This window comes from Streptomyces sp. NBC_01089 (assembly GCF_045162975.1).
In the GTDB taxonomy this organism is placed as follows: Bacteria; Actinomycetota; Actinomycetes; order Streptomycetales; family Streptomycetaceae; genus Streptomyces.
Genome location: NZ_CP108660.1, coordinates 4287393 through 4302939, shown reverse-complemented (window position 1 = coordinate 4302939; position 15547 = coordinate 4287393). Strand labels below are relative to the sequence as shown.

Here is a 15547-nt window from a genome sequence, read left to right as displayed (position 1 = left end):
CGGGCACCCCAGGCGATGAAGCGTTTCTGCACTTCTCCCGGACGGGGCGCGAACGAACTCTCCGCCCCGCTTTTCCTATTCGAACACCTGCGCGACAATGGATGTATGGCCGCCATAGACAGGCACTCCGCCACCCTGGCCCTCGCCCACGCGCTCTCCGCCGCCGAGCTCGGTCTCCCCGTCATCCCCCTGTCCCGCACCAAGCTCCCGGCGATCCCCTCACCGCACCGCGGGGAAGCCGGCCCGGTCCGCTGCCGCGGCGCCTGCGGCCGTACGGGACACGGCGTCCACGACGCCACGGCCGACCCCGCGGCCGTGCGCGCACTGTTCGCCGCCGCCCCCTGGGCCACCGGCTACGGCATCGCCTGCGGCCGCCCACCGCACCATCTGATCGGCATCGACCTCGACACCAAGGCGGAGAGCGACTCCACGGCCGCTCTGCAACGCCTCGCACTCAAGCATCTGTTCACGATCCCGGAGACCGTCACCGTGCTCACCCCGAGCGGTGGCCGCCATCTCTGGCTGACCGGACCACCCGGCAGGGTCGTCCCCAACTCGGCGAGCCGGCTCGCTCCCGGCATCGACGTCCGGGGCGCCGGCGGCTATCTCGTGGGGCCCGGTTCACTCACGGCCCACGGTGTCTACCGCCTCGCGCCCGGCACGGCACATCTCGCGCCCGCGCCCTGTCCTCGTGCTCTGCTCCGTCTGCTCACGCCTCCCGCGCGTTCCCCGTACTCCACCGGCCGTCCCGTTCAGGGCCGCGGCCTGGTGCACTTCGTACTCGCCGCCCATGAGGGGCAGCGCAACACCCGTCTGTTCTGGGCCGCCTGCCGCGCCTACGAGAACGGCTTCGGCGATCAGCTCGCCGACCGGCTCATCCGTGCGGCTGTCCATACCGGACTCACCGAACAGGAAGCCCGTGCCACCATCGCCTCGGCAGCCCGCCTGGCGATGCCTTCCGCGCCATCGGTACGGCCTGTGTGACCAGCAGTACCTGCAGTACCTGCATGACCCGCATGACCCGCATGACCCGCATGACCCGCATGACCCGCATGACCCGCATGACCCGCACGCTGCGAGTGAACTGCGTGACGCGAGTGTCTTGCGTGATCTCGCAGTGTCGGTCGCACGATCAGGCCGGCTGAAGAACCGCTTCGCCGACCGCGGCGTCCGCGATCGCCTCGTCCGAGGCCGCGTCGGTGTCGAGCGGGAGGTGCCGCGTGCTGGGCGTGGATCCGTGTGCTTCGGCGCGGATGCGCTGCTTGATGGTCGGAGGCAGTGCGCGGTCCTTGGGCAGCGCCCACCAGGCGACCTGCGCAGGTTCGACCGTGACCGGTACGGGGGCCGCCGCCGGTGCCGGTGCGGGGGCCGGTTCCGCGGCCTCCGGAGCTGTTCGTACGGCGGGGATGCCCGTCGTACGCACGGCGCGGCCCGTCGGGCCGGCGGGAACCGGGGCGGCCGCACCGGCGGGGACAGCGGTGGCGGCGGCGCGAGCCGAACCGGAGAATCCGAGCATCGCGACGAGCGCGAAGAACGCGGTGGTGAAGGCGGCCCACACCTTCTTGGCCTGGCTGGTCATGACGACCCCTCATTTCTGTGCTCTGCAGTGGTTTTTACGGTGGGACGTTCTACGTACTTTTCACATGATGCGGATGGGGTTCGGACAGAAAGGGACCAACGCACAGAAAGTGGTGTTCTTCCGATGAACACCACCCGGTTGGCCCCTCCCGGCTGGGCGGATTTCCGCTGACGGGTTCCGATGAGACGTCAGATGAGGCGTCAGGTGAGTGCGCGTCAGGTACGTCAGGTAGAGGAGCGTCATGTCCCAGGCAACGGATCCCGGCCCCCGGAAGCGCCGCCTGCTCCCCCGCAGGAAGGCCACCCGGGCGGTGCTCGCAGCCCTCCTGGTCTGCGTCGGAGCCCTCGGCTGGTCCGTCAGCGGCGCCCTGACCTACCCGGGCGACGACAGCACGGCGGCACGGCTCGCGGGCTGGGCACGGGAGCACTCGCTGGGCGTCGTGGTCGACAAGCTGGAGAACATCAGGTACGACCTCGATCCGCCGAAGGTCGGCGGGGCCCTGTCCGCCGACGCCCAGGCCCGGATGAACCAGACCGCGGCCGCGCAGGCGCCCCCGCCCGGCGCCCACCCCGAGGTACCGCTGCACGCCCCGATGCGCCCCCTAGTCTCACCGGCGCTCAAGGGCGAGGGCGTCTACCGCACGCTCGCCGCCGACAGCAAAGGCCGGCCGATCGTGCAGGGGACGTACGTACGGCCCGACGCCGAGCACACGTCGTACGAGGCGGCCGTCGCCTGGATCAGCACCAAGAACGCCCGCTTCCAGCTCCACCCTGGCGTACGCGAGCCCGGCGGCACCTTCTCGGTCCCGCCGAACGTCCCCAAGGGGCAGCGCACCGGACTGGTCGCCACCTGGAACGGCGGCTTCAAGGTCTCCGACGGCGGCTCCAACGGGGGCTTCTTCCTCAACGGCCGTACCGTCGGATCGCTCCGCGACGGCGCGGCGTCCGAGGTCTTCTACCGCGACGGCTCGATGAAGCTCGGCGTCTGGGGCCGCGATGTACGGATGACGCCGGATGTCGTCGGCGTACGCCAGTGCCTGGAGCTGATGGTCGACGGCGGGAAGGTCGTCCCGGACATCGACGACGACTCCAAGTGGGGTGCCACCGACCAGAGCGCGATGTACGTGGCCCGCTCGGGTGTGGGCGTCACCGCCAAGGGTGACGTCATCATGGTGGTCGGCCAGGCGCTCACGGCCCGCACACTGGCGGACCTGATGCAGCGCGCAGGTGCCGTACGGGCGATGCCGCTGGACATGAACCGCGCGTGGCCGTCCTTCATGAGCTACGACGGCAGGACCGACCCCACCGACCCGAAGCCGACGAACATCCTCGACTTCGAGAACCCGCCGGAGCGCTACTACAACCAGGCGACGCGGGACTTCGTGGCGGTGTACGCGCGCTGAGAGCGAAAGGCGCCCGGTCCGGGGCGGGAGGCCGAGCGGGGGCCCGGCCTGCCGTCCGGACGTCGCCATAGACTCGCGGCGTGAGCAGCAGGGACGAGAGCGAGGACGAAGTCCTGGAGGCCGTGGGCGCGCTGGCGGAGCCGGTGCGGCGCAGGCTGTACCGGTACGTGGCCGAGACACCGGGGGCGACCGGCCGCGACGCGGCGGCCGATGCGGCCGGGATCTCGCGCTCCCTCGCCGCCTTCCACTTGGACAAGCTGGTCGAGGCCGGCCTCCTGGCCGTCACCTACCAGCGGCTGTCCGGGCGTAGCGGACCGGGTGCGGGCCGGCCGTCGAAGCTGTATCTGCGGGCCCCGGGCGAGCGGGCGGTGTCACTGCCGCCCCGGTCGTACGGTTCGGCAGGGCGGCTGCTCGCCGGGGTGGTGGACGGCGCCGGGCTGGACAGGGAGCTGCAGTCGGCGGCGCGGGCCGCCGGGGCCGCCGAGGTTCCGGCCGCCGATGACGGGCCCGTCGCGCTGCTGCGGGCACGCGGCTACGAGCCCTACCTGGACGGGACGACCGTCCGCCTGAACAACTGCCCGTTCCACGCGCTTGCGGACGAATTCCCCGCGCTCACCTGCGGGATGAACCTCGCGTACATCGAGGGCCTGCTGCCCGGCTGCGCCGGGGGCGAGGGCTGGACGGCCGCGATGGACCCGCTTCCCGAGGGGTGCTGCGTCGCCCTGACTTCCGGAGCCCAGTCGCCCTGACTTCTAAAACCAATAGGTCTTGACGATAGAAAGCCGGGGCCACCATGCTGTCCTCATGACCACTTTTCAGCTGGCCCAGGTCAATGTCGGACGGATCGTCGCCCCGCTCGACGGGCCCGTTCTGGCCGACTTCGTCGCCCAGCTCCCCGAGATCAACGCACTGGCCGACAGCGCCGACGGCTTCGTCTGGCGGCTGGTCGACGACGGCGGCGCGGACTCGACGAGTCTGCGCCCGGACGGCCATGACGACATGCTGCTGATCAACTGCTCGGTCTGGGAGTCGGTCGAAGCCCTCAAGGAGTTCACCTACCGCAGCGACCATCTGCGGCTGCTGGGCCGACGCCGCGAGTGGTTCAAGCGGATGTCCGAGCACCATCAGGCCATGTGGTGGGTCCCGGCCGGCCACCGGCCCACTGCCGCCGAGGCGATGGCCCGCGTCGGCCTGCTGCGCGAGCACGGCGAGAGCGCCGAGGCGTTCACCTTCCGCACCCCCCACCCGGCGCCCTCGTCCGTCACCGCGTCCGGGTCGTGATGCGCCGGCGGATGTGAGGTGGCCGTACGCGGGCGCGATGCGGCCCCGTAGACCCTGTGCAGCCCCGTACACATGCGGAAGGGGCGCATCCGCGAACGGATGCGCCCCTTCTGCACTGCACTTGCTCTGACCTGCAAGCGGTGGGTGTGGGATTTGAACCCACGGTGACTCTCGCCACGACGGTTTTCAAGACCTTTCGGTGATCACGCCCGCTGTCCGCTAAACCGCAGCTCAGGCGGGTGTTGACCACCCCGTGAAGCTCGTCTTCATCGTCATCGTGCCCGCTACGTGCCCCACAGGTAGCGCAGGAGCCCGATGGCGCGCTGTGCGATTGCTCGGCAGGTCAGTGCACTGCCTGATCGTTCAGGAGAACAGGGAGCCCACCAGTATCGCGCCGTAGTGCGTGCATTGGTGCCGCCGCTTGCAGTAGCGCTTCGCCCGCCACAACGAACGCCGCGTGAACTCCTTCTCGCACCAGACGCACTTGCGAGTCTTGGCATCCCCCATGGCGACGACCCTATCGGTCAGCGACAACGCACCGAACAGGAACCAGCCCGACCGTGTCCCAGGGGGGACGGTGCTTATCCTGAGCGGCCCACCGGTGCTGCTGTCGGTCCCCGGCGAGCCGCCGCCACGTCTCCCACACATCAGACGGGTGCGGGTACCCCAGCAGAGCCGTCATCATCATCTCTGCGTGCCTCAGGCTCGTGACCGCCGAGCCAGGAGTCCGCCGCCTCCGCCACCTGGTCGTCACGGCCGACAACGGGCCGGGCGTAGTGCCGGGTCGTAACGCTCGCGTTCGAGTGCCCAAGCCGGTGCGCGGCGGTCATCACGCCGTACCGATCGGCGACCCACGTCCCGTGCGAGGCGCGGAGATCGTGCGGCGTGACGTCAGTGAGCCCGGCAGCCGCCACGGCGGGATCGAAGTACGCCTTGCGCCACTGGTTGTAGCGCAGAGGCTTGCCACCAGGCGTGACAAACAGGAGAGCGTCCTCCCCACTGGGCAGCGTCTCCAGGTGCCGGCCGATCCGCGCCGCGAGTGACGGCCCGATTCGCAGGACCCGCTTCTGATGGGACTTGGGGGTGTCGAAGACGAGGGTGCCGTTCGCTTCGGCCAGGTTCTCATCGACGAGGACCAGGCCGCCCGACACATCGATGTCCGCTCGCCGCAGCGCGAACGCCTCCCCCACCCGCAGACCCGCGTAGGCGAGCAACGAGATCAGCAGGTCATGCGGTTTCGTCGCGCTCCGCACGATCCGCGAGGCTTCCAGCGGGGTGAGGATGTGCGGTTCGGTCTGCGGCATGCGAGGCAGCTTCACGCCCCTGCACGGTGTCTGCCCGATCATCTCGTTGTCAACGGCGGCCCGCATGATCTGCGAGAGCACCCGGTAGGCCTGCCTGATCCGCGAGGCGCTGAGACCGCGGGTCTTCATCGCACCGACCCATTCGACGATGGTGATAGGCCGGAGGCTGGACAGCTCACGGTCACCGAGAGCCGGAACGATCAAAGAGTTGATCAGGGATCGGTACGACGCCTGTGTCTTGTGCTTGAGCTGCGGGGAGACCGCGGTAAGCCATCGTGCCGACCAGTCGCGGACGGTGGTCCGCCCCTCGGCGGGGTCGAGCCAGCGGCCCTCCTCCATCTCGATGCGCTTCCGTGCCAGCCAACGATCGGCGTCCGTCGTTGTCGCGAACGTCTGATCAGCGGCACGCAGCACGCCGTCAGGCCCCGGATACCGAGCCTGGAACCGGCCGGACGGCAGCTTCCGAATCCGGCCGAAGGCGCGGCGGGCCTTACGCTTGGCGGCCATCAGGCAGCCCTCCGGTACGAGTACGCCGACGCGGGCCGCAGGACGATCGGCGCCACCGTGTGAGCACTGACGTACTCCTCCACGGCGCTCTCGGGGATGCGGACGTGTCGGCCGACCTTGACGAACGTGATGCGGCGTTCCTCGATGAGCCGGCGAGGGAAGCGAAGACCGGTGCCGAGGCGTTCGGCCACCTGATTCACGGTGAGCAGTCGGTCCGCCACGGTCACCACTCCCCCTCGTTGGCAGTGAGCCCCTTCAGTGCGTCGCGGGCGGTCTCGCGGTTGGTCTGGAGGTCACGGGCGATGGTGGCGGCGAGAGCGCCTTCGCCGGGGGTGTGCCCGTGGCCGACGTACTGCCAGTCCGTCAGGACGAGGACGGTGTCCGGTTCACGGTCCGCCAGGCCGAGGACGGTCGCTTCCTGCGAAGCGCGGTAGTCGGCGCGTTCCTGGCGGAGGGCACCCAGGGTGGTCGAGTAGGTGCGGGACTTGGACGAGAAGTGACCGCGAAAGCCGAGCATGTGGGCCCAGGCCCAGAGGCGCCGGTCCGGATAGAGGCTGTCGAGCTCACGGCATGCGGTGATGAGCCGACGGGTGTGATCGGGAACGCGGTGGCGGTCGAGTTCGGCGAGTTCACCGATACGGCGGTCCAGGGTGCCGGTGTTCTCGGCGGCTTTGGTGGCGTACTTGGCCACGTACGAGGCAACAGCCTGTTCGGTGACATCTGAACCGTCGCCGAAGGCCTTGACCGGGCGGACGTCGAGCTGTCGGCCCCACCGGAAGGTCCGGGCCGGCTGTTCACCGGCAGCCGGGACAGAGACCGATGTGTACGAGTGCGCGGCTGCGGCGCGTATAGCGTCGGTGAGGAGATCGACCGTGGCCCAAGAGGGCGGCGGAGTACAAGGTCCCTTCGGGCCGTCGAGACGTACGACGGCATGGAAGTGCAGGGCTCCGCGCTTCTGGAATTCGGCGACCTTGCCGAAGGAGACGCGGAGATGGTCGCCCAGCTCACGGCGTGGGATGTTCGCGTGGATGGCGAGTTCGCGGCGGAGGCGGGTGGTGAAACGCTGCCAGAGCTCCCCGGCGTGGTTGTTGAACAGCACGGCGCCCGCGTAGTCGTAGGTCTCCGGATCAAGGGCGGAGCCCAGGTCCCCGGAGTCCGAGGCGTGCGCCGTGCCGCACCGGCAGGTGCCCCGGTCAGGGCGGTTGTGGACAGGGCCGAACGAGGGTGCGGTGAGGGTGGCGAATACGCGCGGGTGGTCGCGGACGGCGGCGGTGACGTCGCAGCGGTCGTCTCCGGCGAGGCCAGCACGGATCAGGTGGTAGGTGTCGCCCGCGTAGGTCCAGGCGCAGGAGGGGCAGCGGGAGGCGCGGCGGTTGCCGCAGGCGATACGGAGGCGTCCGCCCGGCTCGTACGCGGTCGAGTAGCGATTCAGGGTCTCGCCGGTGGCCTTGTCCTTGTGGGTTACCCAGCCGCTCAGATGGACGGGATCGGCACAGCCGCCGGTGCGGCGGATCTGTTCCTCCCAGCGGGTGTAGTCGGAGGCCGAGGCCACCCGGAGGACGTCCCCGAGGACGGTCGGGTCGAGCTGTGGGGCGGGCATGGACCGCTTCTGTTTCGAGGGTGAGGGCCGGTGAGCCATGCTGGGGGTTCCTTCCGGTTGCGAGATCGATCGGTGGGCACGGCTCCCGGGCGGCGGATGCTTGGCGGTATCGAGGCCGCCCGGGGGCCGGTCAGCGGTGTTTGGCGTCGGACGCGATCAGGGAGCGCAGGACGACCGCGCAGACGGCGACCGATGTGCTGGTAACGGCGACCGCCAGGAGCAGCGAGACCAGGACGGTGCCGACGACCATGACGACGGCAGTACCGGCACCGACGAGCGCGAACGCAGTGCCGGGGGTGAGCTGTACGACCGGACGGGACGGCTCAGGGGCGGCGGCGGGTGCCGGGGCAGGCATGCCCGGCGTGATGGTGGTCGGCTGGATGACGGCGGGCGGGGTGACCAGGCCCGAGGGCTGCGGCATGGTCGGGATCTTGGGCTGGAACATGGTGGGGCTCCTCTCCCAGGTGCGGGTTACTTGACGGCGGTGTCGATGACGGACGCGAAGAGGCTGTCGGCGAGGAGGTAGCCGCCGAGGAGGAGCACGCAGATCAGCCACACCGGCGGACGGAAGAGCTTGATGCCGAGGTAGCCGACAACCAGCAGGGCGATCCAGAGGGGGACGTCCATGGACGCTGTCTCCTAACGGACGGTGCAGCGGTGGGTACGGGCGGCGAGTTGGGCGGCGGTCCGGCTGGAGTAGTCGGCGGACCAGCCGCAGCGGTCGGCAGTGCAGACGGCGGCGTGGGCGGTGCGGCCGGTGCGGGCGCAGTGGGTGCCGATCTGCACGGGGCCGATACGCATCACGGAGTGGAAGCTGTCGCGGGCGGGCATGCCGGTCAGCCCCTGTCGGTCGTCGGGTCGGTGTACTGGGCGCGGATGCTGCGGGCAGCGGCCGGGTCGTCGACGCGCCGTGCGGCTTCCTCGGCAAGCAGGTGGGCGAGGAAGCGGCGTCCAGCTGCGGCCATCTCACGCGCTCCGTCGAGGCAGTCGGCCACGGTCAGGTCGGCGGGGTCGTTGGTCATCTCGGGTCTCCTTTGCGGTCAGCTGAGGTGGGCGGCGATGGCGTCGGCGAGGTGGGGCGGTACGCCGAGGCGGGAGCGGAGGGTGTCGGTGTCGATCGGAGAGCCGTTGCGGGTGCGGTAGTCGTCGGCGACCTTGCGGGCGTGGTCGATCAGCACGGCGGGAACGGGCGGATTCGGGGACGGGGCCGGAGGCGAGGACAGGGCCGTTGTCGCAGGGAGTTCATCGGCCGGGGATGGGATCGGGGCGGCGTCAGGCACACGCGCCGACCCGACGTCCTTCGTCTCCGTGACGGCGGCTGACGGAGCTGGCTCCGGCCTCCCCGATGAGTGGGCAAGGAGAGTGCCACCGAGGAAGGCGAGCGCTGGCCATCCGGCGATGCCGAGCCGGAGCGGGGCTGGCGGGTCGGCCAGGTCGAGGAACCCGGCGGTGGCGACGTTGGCGCCGAGCGAGGCGAACAGGGCGATCAGGAACCAGCACCAGGCCAACCGGGACGGGCCCTCACTGCGGAGCCGACGCCAGGCGGCGACAAGGAGCAGGTCGACGCTGACCGGGTAGGCCCATGCCTTCCAGCCGTCCTGTCCGGCCGCGGCGGCGAGGTCGTGCAGGTGCGCGAAGGACAGAGCCCCGGCGATGACCGCCTGGATCAACACCGCGTCGATCCGGACACCGTGCCGGGCGCCCATCAGAAGTCCTCAGCGGGGTCGGAGTCGTCCGGGAACGTGCCCGGCGGCGGCTCCGGCAGCGACACGGCGAGGGACGGGCTGACGACGTCCACGAAGTCGAGGTCGGCGCCGCCCATGTCGGCGTACAGAGCGAGTTGGCCGAGCAGAAGCACGGTCCGGGCGAAGTCCTCGCAGTCGGGGCACATGGCGGTTCTCCCTTCTCTGGGCATGGCAGTGGTAGGGACTCGGCGCGAAGACGGTCACGCCTACCGAGTGGGGGGAGAGATCAGGCGGTGGCCGGAGAGGCCTTCGCCGATGGCACAAGTTCTGTGGCGGTGCCGGTGGTGGGCCGGAAAGGGGCCAGCTCGGGCAGGTCCGGGGTCCTGTCGGCGTACCGGTTGCAGAGGTTCACGGCCTGGCGGAGCGAGGTGTGCGGAGCGCGGATGCGGTGCCAACCACCGGACGCGTCTCCCGCGATGGCGAGGCCTCGCAGTTCGGCGGGAATCTGGATGGCGGCGAGGACCGCGTCCGGGGCGATGTCGCCGAAGGCCATGTTGGCGGAGGTCTCGTCGTTGAGACGGTGGGCGGTGCGGCCGGTGAGTTGGGCGCGGAGCATGGTGATGCCCTTGCCGAGTTCGGAGCCGAAGCGCTGTCCGCAGATTTCCAGGTAGATACCGGCGGCGCGGCCGAGCTGCGCGAGACGGACCAGGGCGGTGATGATGCGGTCCCGCCGCCTCTCCTCCTCCTTCGTTGCGTACAGGGCGAGTTCGGCCACCTCGTCGACCAGGACGACGACCGGGGTCGGACGGAGCTCATCAGGCAAGTCCCAGATGTCGGCGGCGATCTCCGCGTCTGGCACATCGACGGTGATGCGCTGCTGGGTACGGATGAGGCGGTAGACGTCCGCCATCCGCGCCACAAGTGCATCGAGGAGTTCGGCAGCGGTGTCCGGGCTGTCGGCCAGCGCGGAGAACCGGCGCGCCAGCGGGAAGAGTTCGACCCCTTGCTTGCAGTCGATGCCGACGAGGGCGACGTCCATGGGAGCGAGGCCGGCGACCAGGTTGCGCTGGTAGACCGACTTGCCGGACTCCGTGGCACCGAGGGTGAGGGCGTGAGGTATCGCCCGGTAGTCGCGGTAGTGCACCGCCCCGTCCTCCCGAAGGGCGACCGGCACCCGCATCGCCCGGGTCTCCGTCCCAGCAGGCATCTGCACCCGCTTGAGCACGTCGTATCCGGTCATCCGCATCTCGACGACACCGGACCGCACCTCACGCGAGGTCACGCCGAACATCGAGAACGAGTGCCGAAGCCGGTCCGAGGCCGCAGCGATGTCGAAGACGTCCTGGCCGGGGCGGAGCTTGAGTCGGAGGACCAGGCCGGTGCGAGTCGGCCGCAGTCGCCGGATACGCGGTGGGCGGGGCTCAGGTATCGGCCGGTTGGTGGCCCGAGCCAGGGCTAACCGCCACCGCGCCGGCGGAACGGTCAACCCGCACGCATCCATGACCGAGCGGTACCGGACCAGGACCCGCAGCGCGGCCAGAGTGACCCCGAAGGCCAGCCAGTACCAGGCGGGCCGCCGCCACCGCAGGAGACCCGCAGCGGCGACGACCAGCACCAGAGCGACCGTGAAGGCGGTCATGATCAGGCCGCCTTCGACCCTGCGGCGGCGACGTCGGCGAGCGAGGTGACCGCGACCGCGCGGAACGCGATGCCGTGCCGCCGCTGACCGTTGAAGTCATCACTCCTGTACATGAGTCAACCCGCCGCGAAGAAGAACTCGCGACGGGTTGCGGGGAGTTGAGCGGGCGTCAGTCGCCGGCAGGGAGCCGGTACTCGAAAACGAACTGGTCAGCGGCCATGAGCGTGTCACACACCTCGACCACGCGACCCGCGGTCGTACGGGCCTCCCGGATCAGGTGAACGACGGGCGCACCCGGGCTGAGCGCAAGTTCCGACGCTTCCCACTTCGAGGCCGGGCGCGCTTGCAGCGTCTCGACGAACTCCGCGAACTCATGCCCGTGGTCTTCGAGTCGGGCGTAGATGCCACCGCCCCCGGGGTTCTCGGCGAACAGCTCCGGGATCTCCTTCACCACGTCCCAGGGCAGATAGGACGAGGCGGTCTCGACCGGGGTGCCGTTACGGAAGTAGAGGCGCCGACGGGCCAGCACCTGCGTACCGGCGGGTACGCCCAGACGCTCGGCCGCATCCTCGGGCGCGTCCATGGGACCGATGTAGAGGACGCTGACTTTCGCGGTGGCGCCGGACTGTGCGGACTCCGCGAGGTAGGCGGCCTGGCCACCTTGCCGGAGCGAGCGCCGGAACCGATCGGAGGAGCGGTGCCGTACGGGGGGCCGGTTCTTCACGATCGAGCCCTTGCCGTGCCGGGTCTCGACGAGCCCACTCGCCCGCACCTCGACCATGGCCTTACGGATCGTCCCGCCCGAGACGCCGTAGCGGTCCACCAGCTCGGATTCACTCGGCACCATGTCGCCGGCCTTGAGAACTCCCGCCCGGATCTGCTGCACGAGGTCATCAGCGATCTGCACATACCGAGGACCGGAACCGGCCCCTCCCGCCGCAGTTCCCATAGTCCTTCCCTGCCTCCTATGCTCCTCTACATGAGTCAACCACAGGAAGCGGCACCCCCTCCCCTGCACTCCGTGTCCGTAGCCGGAGTAGTGGTGCGCGAGGACGGCCGCCTCCTGGCGATCCGCCGAGCCGACAACGGCACCTGGGAGCTCCCCGGCGGCATCCTTGAACTCAACGAGACACCGGAAGCCGGCGTTGCCCGCGAGGTCTGGGAAGAGACAGGCATCCACGTCGAGGTGGACCAGCTCACCGGCGTCTACAAGAACACGACCCGCGGCATCGTCGCCCTGGTCTTCCGCTGCAAGCCCTCCGGCGGCACCGAGCGCACATCGAGCGAGTCGACAGCCGTCTCCTGGCTCACTCCCGACGAGGTCAGCGAGCGCATGGCCGAGGTCTACGCGGTTCGTCTCCTGGACGCCCTGGACGGCAACGGCCCTCACGTGCGGAGCCACGACGGCAAACAGCTCATCCCAGCGGGATAAGACTTTCTCTACTTCATCAAGGCCCGCGCACGGCGCGGGCGCGCGCCACTTCTGCGGCGCGGCCTGCCTCCTGTCTCCGCCCCGGCTGGCCGCGCCCGGCGGCGCGCTACGTGCTGCGGGTTGGAGGTAGGGAACCCCGCTTTGGCTGGGGCGGTCGGCTCCACGGCTTTAGCCACCTCCCCGGTTCGGGTCCCGCGTCGAGCAAGACCAGGGGGCCACTCGTTCAAATTCCGGGCAGGATCACAGCCTGCCCGAGTTGCCGGCCAGCGTACGGCCCCCTGCTCATGCTCGACCCCAAACCGGGCAGGACACCGGCCAAACCCGCTCCACCGCCGTCGTACACATCCAGAGTCTCCTCGTTCTCGAGGCACAGCCCTCGAGCACCGCCTACGATGACCCTTCGGCCAGTCCGCGCAATTGGCCACTCACAAGAAGAGGTAAAAGGGAGTATTGGTTATGCCGGAACGCCTTGAGCGCCGTCAGTCATTGCAGACGATTGCCTGGTTCAACGATCTAAATAAAAGGCAGCTACTCAACCTCACACCCCCGTACCAAAGGCGATCGGTCTGGAACCAACAGTATCGGGAATACTTCGTTGAGACGATCCTACTTGGATATCCAGCACCCGCGATCTTTCTGCACGAGGATATTCGATCGGATGGCACCGCTCACTATAACGTCGTAGACGGAAAACAAAGACTTACTGCCATCTTCGAATTCATCTCCGGAAGTTATGCCATCGCGGAAGACTCGGCACTGGAAAGGTACCAGGGGCAATATTTCTCCGCACTTGACGACTCGATAAAAAAGTCGTTCTGGACGTACCAGTTCCTGGTTGAGTACCTGCCTACCACCGACGAGGCAACCCTTAACAACGTCTTCGACCGAATCAACCGAAATGTTGCGAAACTAACCAAGCAGGAGCTCAGGCATGCGAAGTTCGACGGACGTTTTGCTCGAGCTACAGAAGATATGACCGAGCTCGTTGAATCGGAACTCCCCACAAACGTTCCGCACATCGCTGCGGCGTCCAAGCGCCAAATGAAAGATGTGGAACTAGTTGCACAACTCCTGCTTCTTATTGAAAATGGCCCACAAGCCTTTTCTCAGGAAGAGTTGGATGAGGCATACAGTAGTCGAGATGAAGGATGGGAAGCGGAAACCAGCGCACGCGCTCGATTCACCGAGATGATTGCGTATCTCAAATCCATTTTCTCACACGACCAGTTCACCGGATTCCCTGCCCCTGTACGCCGTATCAGAAATCAAGCAGATTTCTACTCTCTTTTCGGAGCAGCGTTCGCGCTTCAGCAATCCAAGCAACTACCGGATGCCACGCTTGCGTCGGAGCGCTTGGCAAGTTTCCTGGAAACGGTGTCTGACGAGATCAAACGCGCAGGGTCCACAAACGCCGTAATGTACTACGATGCGGCACGCTCAGCGTCGAATGACGCTAAGCAGCGCAATACCAGAATTCGAATCATCTCTGAAGTCCTTTCCGGCGTCACGGAGGCCTAGAAGTGGCCGTCCCAAGTCGTGTACTGAACGCATATCGGCAGGTTGAAACAACGCTATCCTTCGTGGAGCGTCACGTCTCCGGAACGCTCAGACCTTACTGCGATCAGCGGGGGTACCCGTACAAAGGACGAAAAAAACAGCTCGTATCGCTTTCCGAGAAACTGGAGTCCGGCAGGTACAGTCGCTGGTCCGAGGTTGATGACCTATACGCATGCACGGTAGTTGTACCGACTGCGGCACATGAAGATTCCGTACTAGGGTTCCTGTCCGATGCCTTCGAAGAGGTGGAGGTACGTCGGCGGAACTCTACACAAAAGGCCCCCGATGTCTTCAGGTTCGATTCAACTCGCTACATTGGAAGAATCGAGAGCAACCCCGGACTCGACTTGCCGGAGGGAGTTCAAAACATTCAGTTCGAAGTTCAGATTCCCACGGCATTTGAATACGCGTGGGCTGTAGTCACACATGACCTCGTTTACAAAAGCGAGAATTTCGATTGGCGAGAGCAGCGTCTAGCCTCCTTGCTGAAGGCGTCGGTAGAGCAGAGCGAGCTCCTAATCGCAGGGTTCCAATCCAATGTCAGCATCGTCCCTAAATCTGCCCACCCAGACTCCGACGCCAAGAATCAGATTGTTGATATTTTCAGGGGCCTGGTTATTTCAGGATCAATCTCTAAGGAACTGACGCCAACCAGTTGGAGTAGATTTGCCGACAACTTCTACTCGCTAGCCAAAAGCTATTCATCGCGTCGAGCGGCACCCGTCAAAGCTGTCGAACTAGCTAACGCCATTGCCGCGAGAATAGAGGGGAGTGACGAATGGTCAGAACTAATGAGCGGGTCGCTTTTTCAAGTAGTCCTTGGAATGGTCGGAGGGAAAATCGCCCCAGCAGCCAATCTGAATAACTTTGTAGTCGTAGATAGTGTGGAGTTGCGAGACTTTCACAACCTGGAGCATATCCCCAAGGTATTCGATTTTAACTCTTAGTGACCCAAACATGGACTGCCGGTCATATATGGCGTCACGGGTACATGCTATCCGCCGCTGAACACGAGCACCTTGCAATTCCCCTTCAGCTCTCGCCAACCACCAATTCCGAGGATCGACAATCACTTTCATCCGGATGGTCGATTCATCACTTTCGCGACGTCCATAGCGAGCCGTCCAGGCCAGTCAGAGATACACTCGGGGGCGCATCTGATCGACCCAGAAGAAGTGGCCAACGGGGAGGAGACCCCGAAATCCTGTCCGGGTTCCCCTCCCCGCATAGTCCGGGAGCCTGTTATCGGTGAGCGCCGTTGTGCCGTTGTGCCGTTGTGTCTTCAGATTCTGGCCACGGCTGGCCGCTACACGAAGCACGTCCTTTAGGGCACCCGTCAGGTCATGGTTCAGGCGGCGCAAGTCATTCAGCTCCGCGTTCTGGTCGTCGAGGAGTCCCGAAGCCTCTTCCAGCCGTTCGGTGGCCGTGTCGAGTTGGATCGCTTCGATGTTGTTCGCCAAGCGGGACATGTAGCTGCCCGGGTCGTCAGTGCTTAGGTAGCAGGGTTTGTCATCCAGGCCGGACCACGGGAGTAGCCGCAGTTCGTTCGGTGCAGTCATCC

Annotated in this window: 19 protein-coding genes and 1 pseudogene; 7 read left to right on the top strand and 13 right to left on the bottom strand. The window is 67.1% G+C overall.

All coding sequences use genetic code 11. The features are described from left to right. Positions 1-105 precede the first annotated feature (105 nt). The gene (locus OG510_RS19105) at positions 106-984 is read left to right on the top strand and encodes a bifunctional DNA primase/polymerase (RefSeq protein ID WP_406138279.1); all 879 of its coding nucleotides are present in this window, start codon (positions 106-108) and stop codon (positions 982-984) included. Positions 985-1132: 148 nt separating this feature from the next. On the opposite strand, the gene OG510_RS19100 is transcribed toward OG510_RS19105, so the two are convergent. Continuing rightward, positions 1133-1579, bottom strand: a complete 447-nt coding sequence (locus tag OG510_RS19100) for a DUF6344 domain-containing protein (protein ID WP_406138277.1) — start codon at positions 1577-1579, stop codon at positions 1133-1135. A gap of 241 nt (positions 1580-1820) precedes the next feature. Between OG510_RS19100 and OG510_RS19095 the strand changes: the two genes are divergently transcribed. The 3 genes from OG510_RS19095 to OG510_RS19085 all read left to right on the top strand — a co-directional run bounded on the left by OG510_RS19095 (position 1821) and on the right by OG510_RS19085 (position 4262). Further along, entirely contained in the window at positions 1821-2981 is a 1161-nt protein-coding gene (locus tag OG510_RS19095; RefSeq protein ID WP_406138275.1) for a phosphodiester glycosidase family protein, read from the top strand. Positions 2982-3061: 80 nt separating this feature from the next. Then, complete coding sequence (locus OG510_RS19090) at positions 3062-3730, top strand: helix-turn-helix transcriptional regulator (protein ID WP_406138273.1); 669 nt, start codon at positions 3062-3064, stop codon at positions 3728-3730. 55 nt (positions 3731-3785) lie between these two features. Next, entirely contained in the window at positions 3786-4262 is a 477-nt protein-coding gene (locus tag OG510_RS19085) for a DUF3291 domain-containing protein (protein WP_406138271.1), read from the top strand. Positions 4263-4909: 647 nt separating this feature from the next. Here the strand turns inward: OG510_RS19085 and OG510_RS19080 are convergent. The 11 genes from OG510_RS19080 to OG510_RS19030 form a co-directional block, all read right to left on the bottom strand. After that, on the bottom strand, positions 4910-6073 hold the full coding sequence (locus OG510_RS19080) for a tyrosine-type recombinase/integrase (protein ID WP_406138270.1): 1164 nt from the start codon (positions 6071-6073) through the stop codon (positions 4910-4912). After that, complete coding sequence (locus OG510_RS19075) at positions 6073-6294, bottom strand: helix-turn-helix domain-containing protein (RefSeq protein WP_014155129.1); 222 nt, start codon at positions 6292-6294, stop codon at positions 6073-6075. Before OG510_RS19075 ends, OG510_RS19080 begins: the two co-directional genes overlap by 1 nt. A 2-nt stretch (positions 6295-6296) precedes the next feature. Continuing rightward, positions 6297-7712, bottom strand: coding sequence for a replication initiator protein RepSA (gene repSA, locus OG510_RS19070; RefSeq protein ID WP_406138268.1), 1416 nt, complete (start codon positions 7710-7712; stop codon positions 6297-6299). 91 nt (positions 7713-7803) lie between these two features. Beyond that, positions 7804-8118: a SpdD-like protein gene (locus OG510_RS19065; protein WP_406138266.1), complete on the bottom strand. Its 315-nt coding sequence runs from the start codon at positions 8116-8118 to the stop codon at positions 7804-7806. Positions 8119-8144: 26 nt separating this feature from the next. Then, complete coding sequence (locus tag OG510_RS19060) at positions 8145-8300, bottom strand: hypothetical protein (RefSeq protein WP_010060553.1); 156 nt, start codon at positions 8298-8300, stop codon at positions 8145-8147. Between the two features lie 12 nt (positions 8301-8312). After that, complete coding sequence (locus tag OG510_RS19055; protein WP_406138265.1) at positions 8313-8504, bottom strand: mobile element transfer protein; 192 nt, start codon at positions 8502-8504, stop codon at positions 8313-8315. 5 nt (positions 8505-8509) lie between these two features. Further along, positions 8510-8695, bottom strand: a complete 186-nt coding sequence (locus tag OG510_RS19050) for a hypothetical protein (protein WP_406138263.1) — start codon at positions 8693-8695, stop codon at positions 8510-8512. Between the two features lie 18 nt (positions 8696-8713). After that, positions 8714-9379: a DUF2637 domain-containing protein gene (locus OG510_RS19045; protein WP_406138262.1), complete on the bottom strand. Its 666-nt coding sequence runs from the start codon at positions 9377-9379 to the stop codon at positions 8714-8716. Next, positions 9379-9564: a hypothetical protein gene (locus OG510_RS19040; RefSeq protein ID WP_406138261.1), complete on the bottom strand. Its 186-nt coding sequence runs from the start codon at positions 9562-9564 to the stop codon at positions 9379-9381. The genes OG510_RS19045 and OG510_RS19040 overlap by 1 nt, the downstream gene beginning before the upstream one ends. A gap of 80 nt (positions 9565-9644) precedes the next feature. Continuing rightward, positions 9645-10997 carry an FtsK/SpoIIIE domain-containing protein gene (locus tag OG510_RS19035; RefSeq protein WP_406138259.1) on the bottom strand — a complete coding sequence of 451 codons (1353 nt, stop codon included), beginning with the start codon at positions 10995-10997 and terminating at the stop codon, positions 9645-9647. Positions 10998-11166: 169 nt separating this feature from the next. Further along, the gene (locus OG510_RS19030) at positions 11167-11946 is read right to left on the bottom strand and encodes a GntR family transcriptional regulator (RefSeq protein ID WP_406138257.1); all 780 of its coding nucleotides are present in this window, start codon (positions 11944-11946) and stop codon (positions 11167-11169) included. Positions 11947-11964: 18 nt separating this feature from the next. Between OG510_RS19030 and OG510_RS19025 the strand changes: the two genes are divergently transcribed. The 3 genes from OG510_RS19025 to OG510_RS19015 all read left to right on the top strand — a co-directional run bounded on the left by OG510_RS19025 (position 11965) and on the right by OG510_RS19015 (position 14933). Further along, complete coding sequence (locus tag OG510_RS19025) at positions 11965-12429, top strand: NUDIX hydrolase (protein WP_406138255.1); 465 nt, start codon at positions 11965-11967, stop codon at positions 12427-12429. 456 nt (positions 12430-12885) lie between these two features. Continuing rightward, on the top strand, positions 12886-13947 hold the full coding sequence (locus OG510_RS19020; RefSeq protein ID WP_406138253.1) for a DUF262 domain-containing protein: 1062 nt from the start codon (positions 12886-12888) through the stop codon (positions 13945-13947). A gap of 62 nt (positions 13948-14009) precedes the next feature. After that, the gene (locus OG510_RS19015; RefSeq protein ID WP_406138252.1) at positions 14010-14933 is read left to right on the top strand and encodes a hypothetical protein; all 924 of its coding nucleotides are present in this window, start codon (positions 14010-14012) and stop codon (positions 14931-14933) included. Positions 14934-15269: 336 nt separating this feature from the next. On the opposite strand, the pseudogene OG510_RS19010 reads toward OG510_RS19015, so the two are convergent. Then, a pseudogene (locus OG510_RS19010) lies at positions 15270-15545 on the bottom strand (hypothetical protein); the annotation flags it as partial. Positions 15546-15547: the final 2 nt, after the last annotated feature.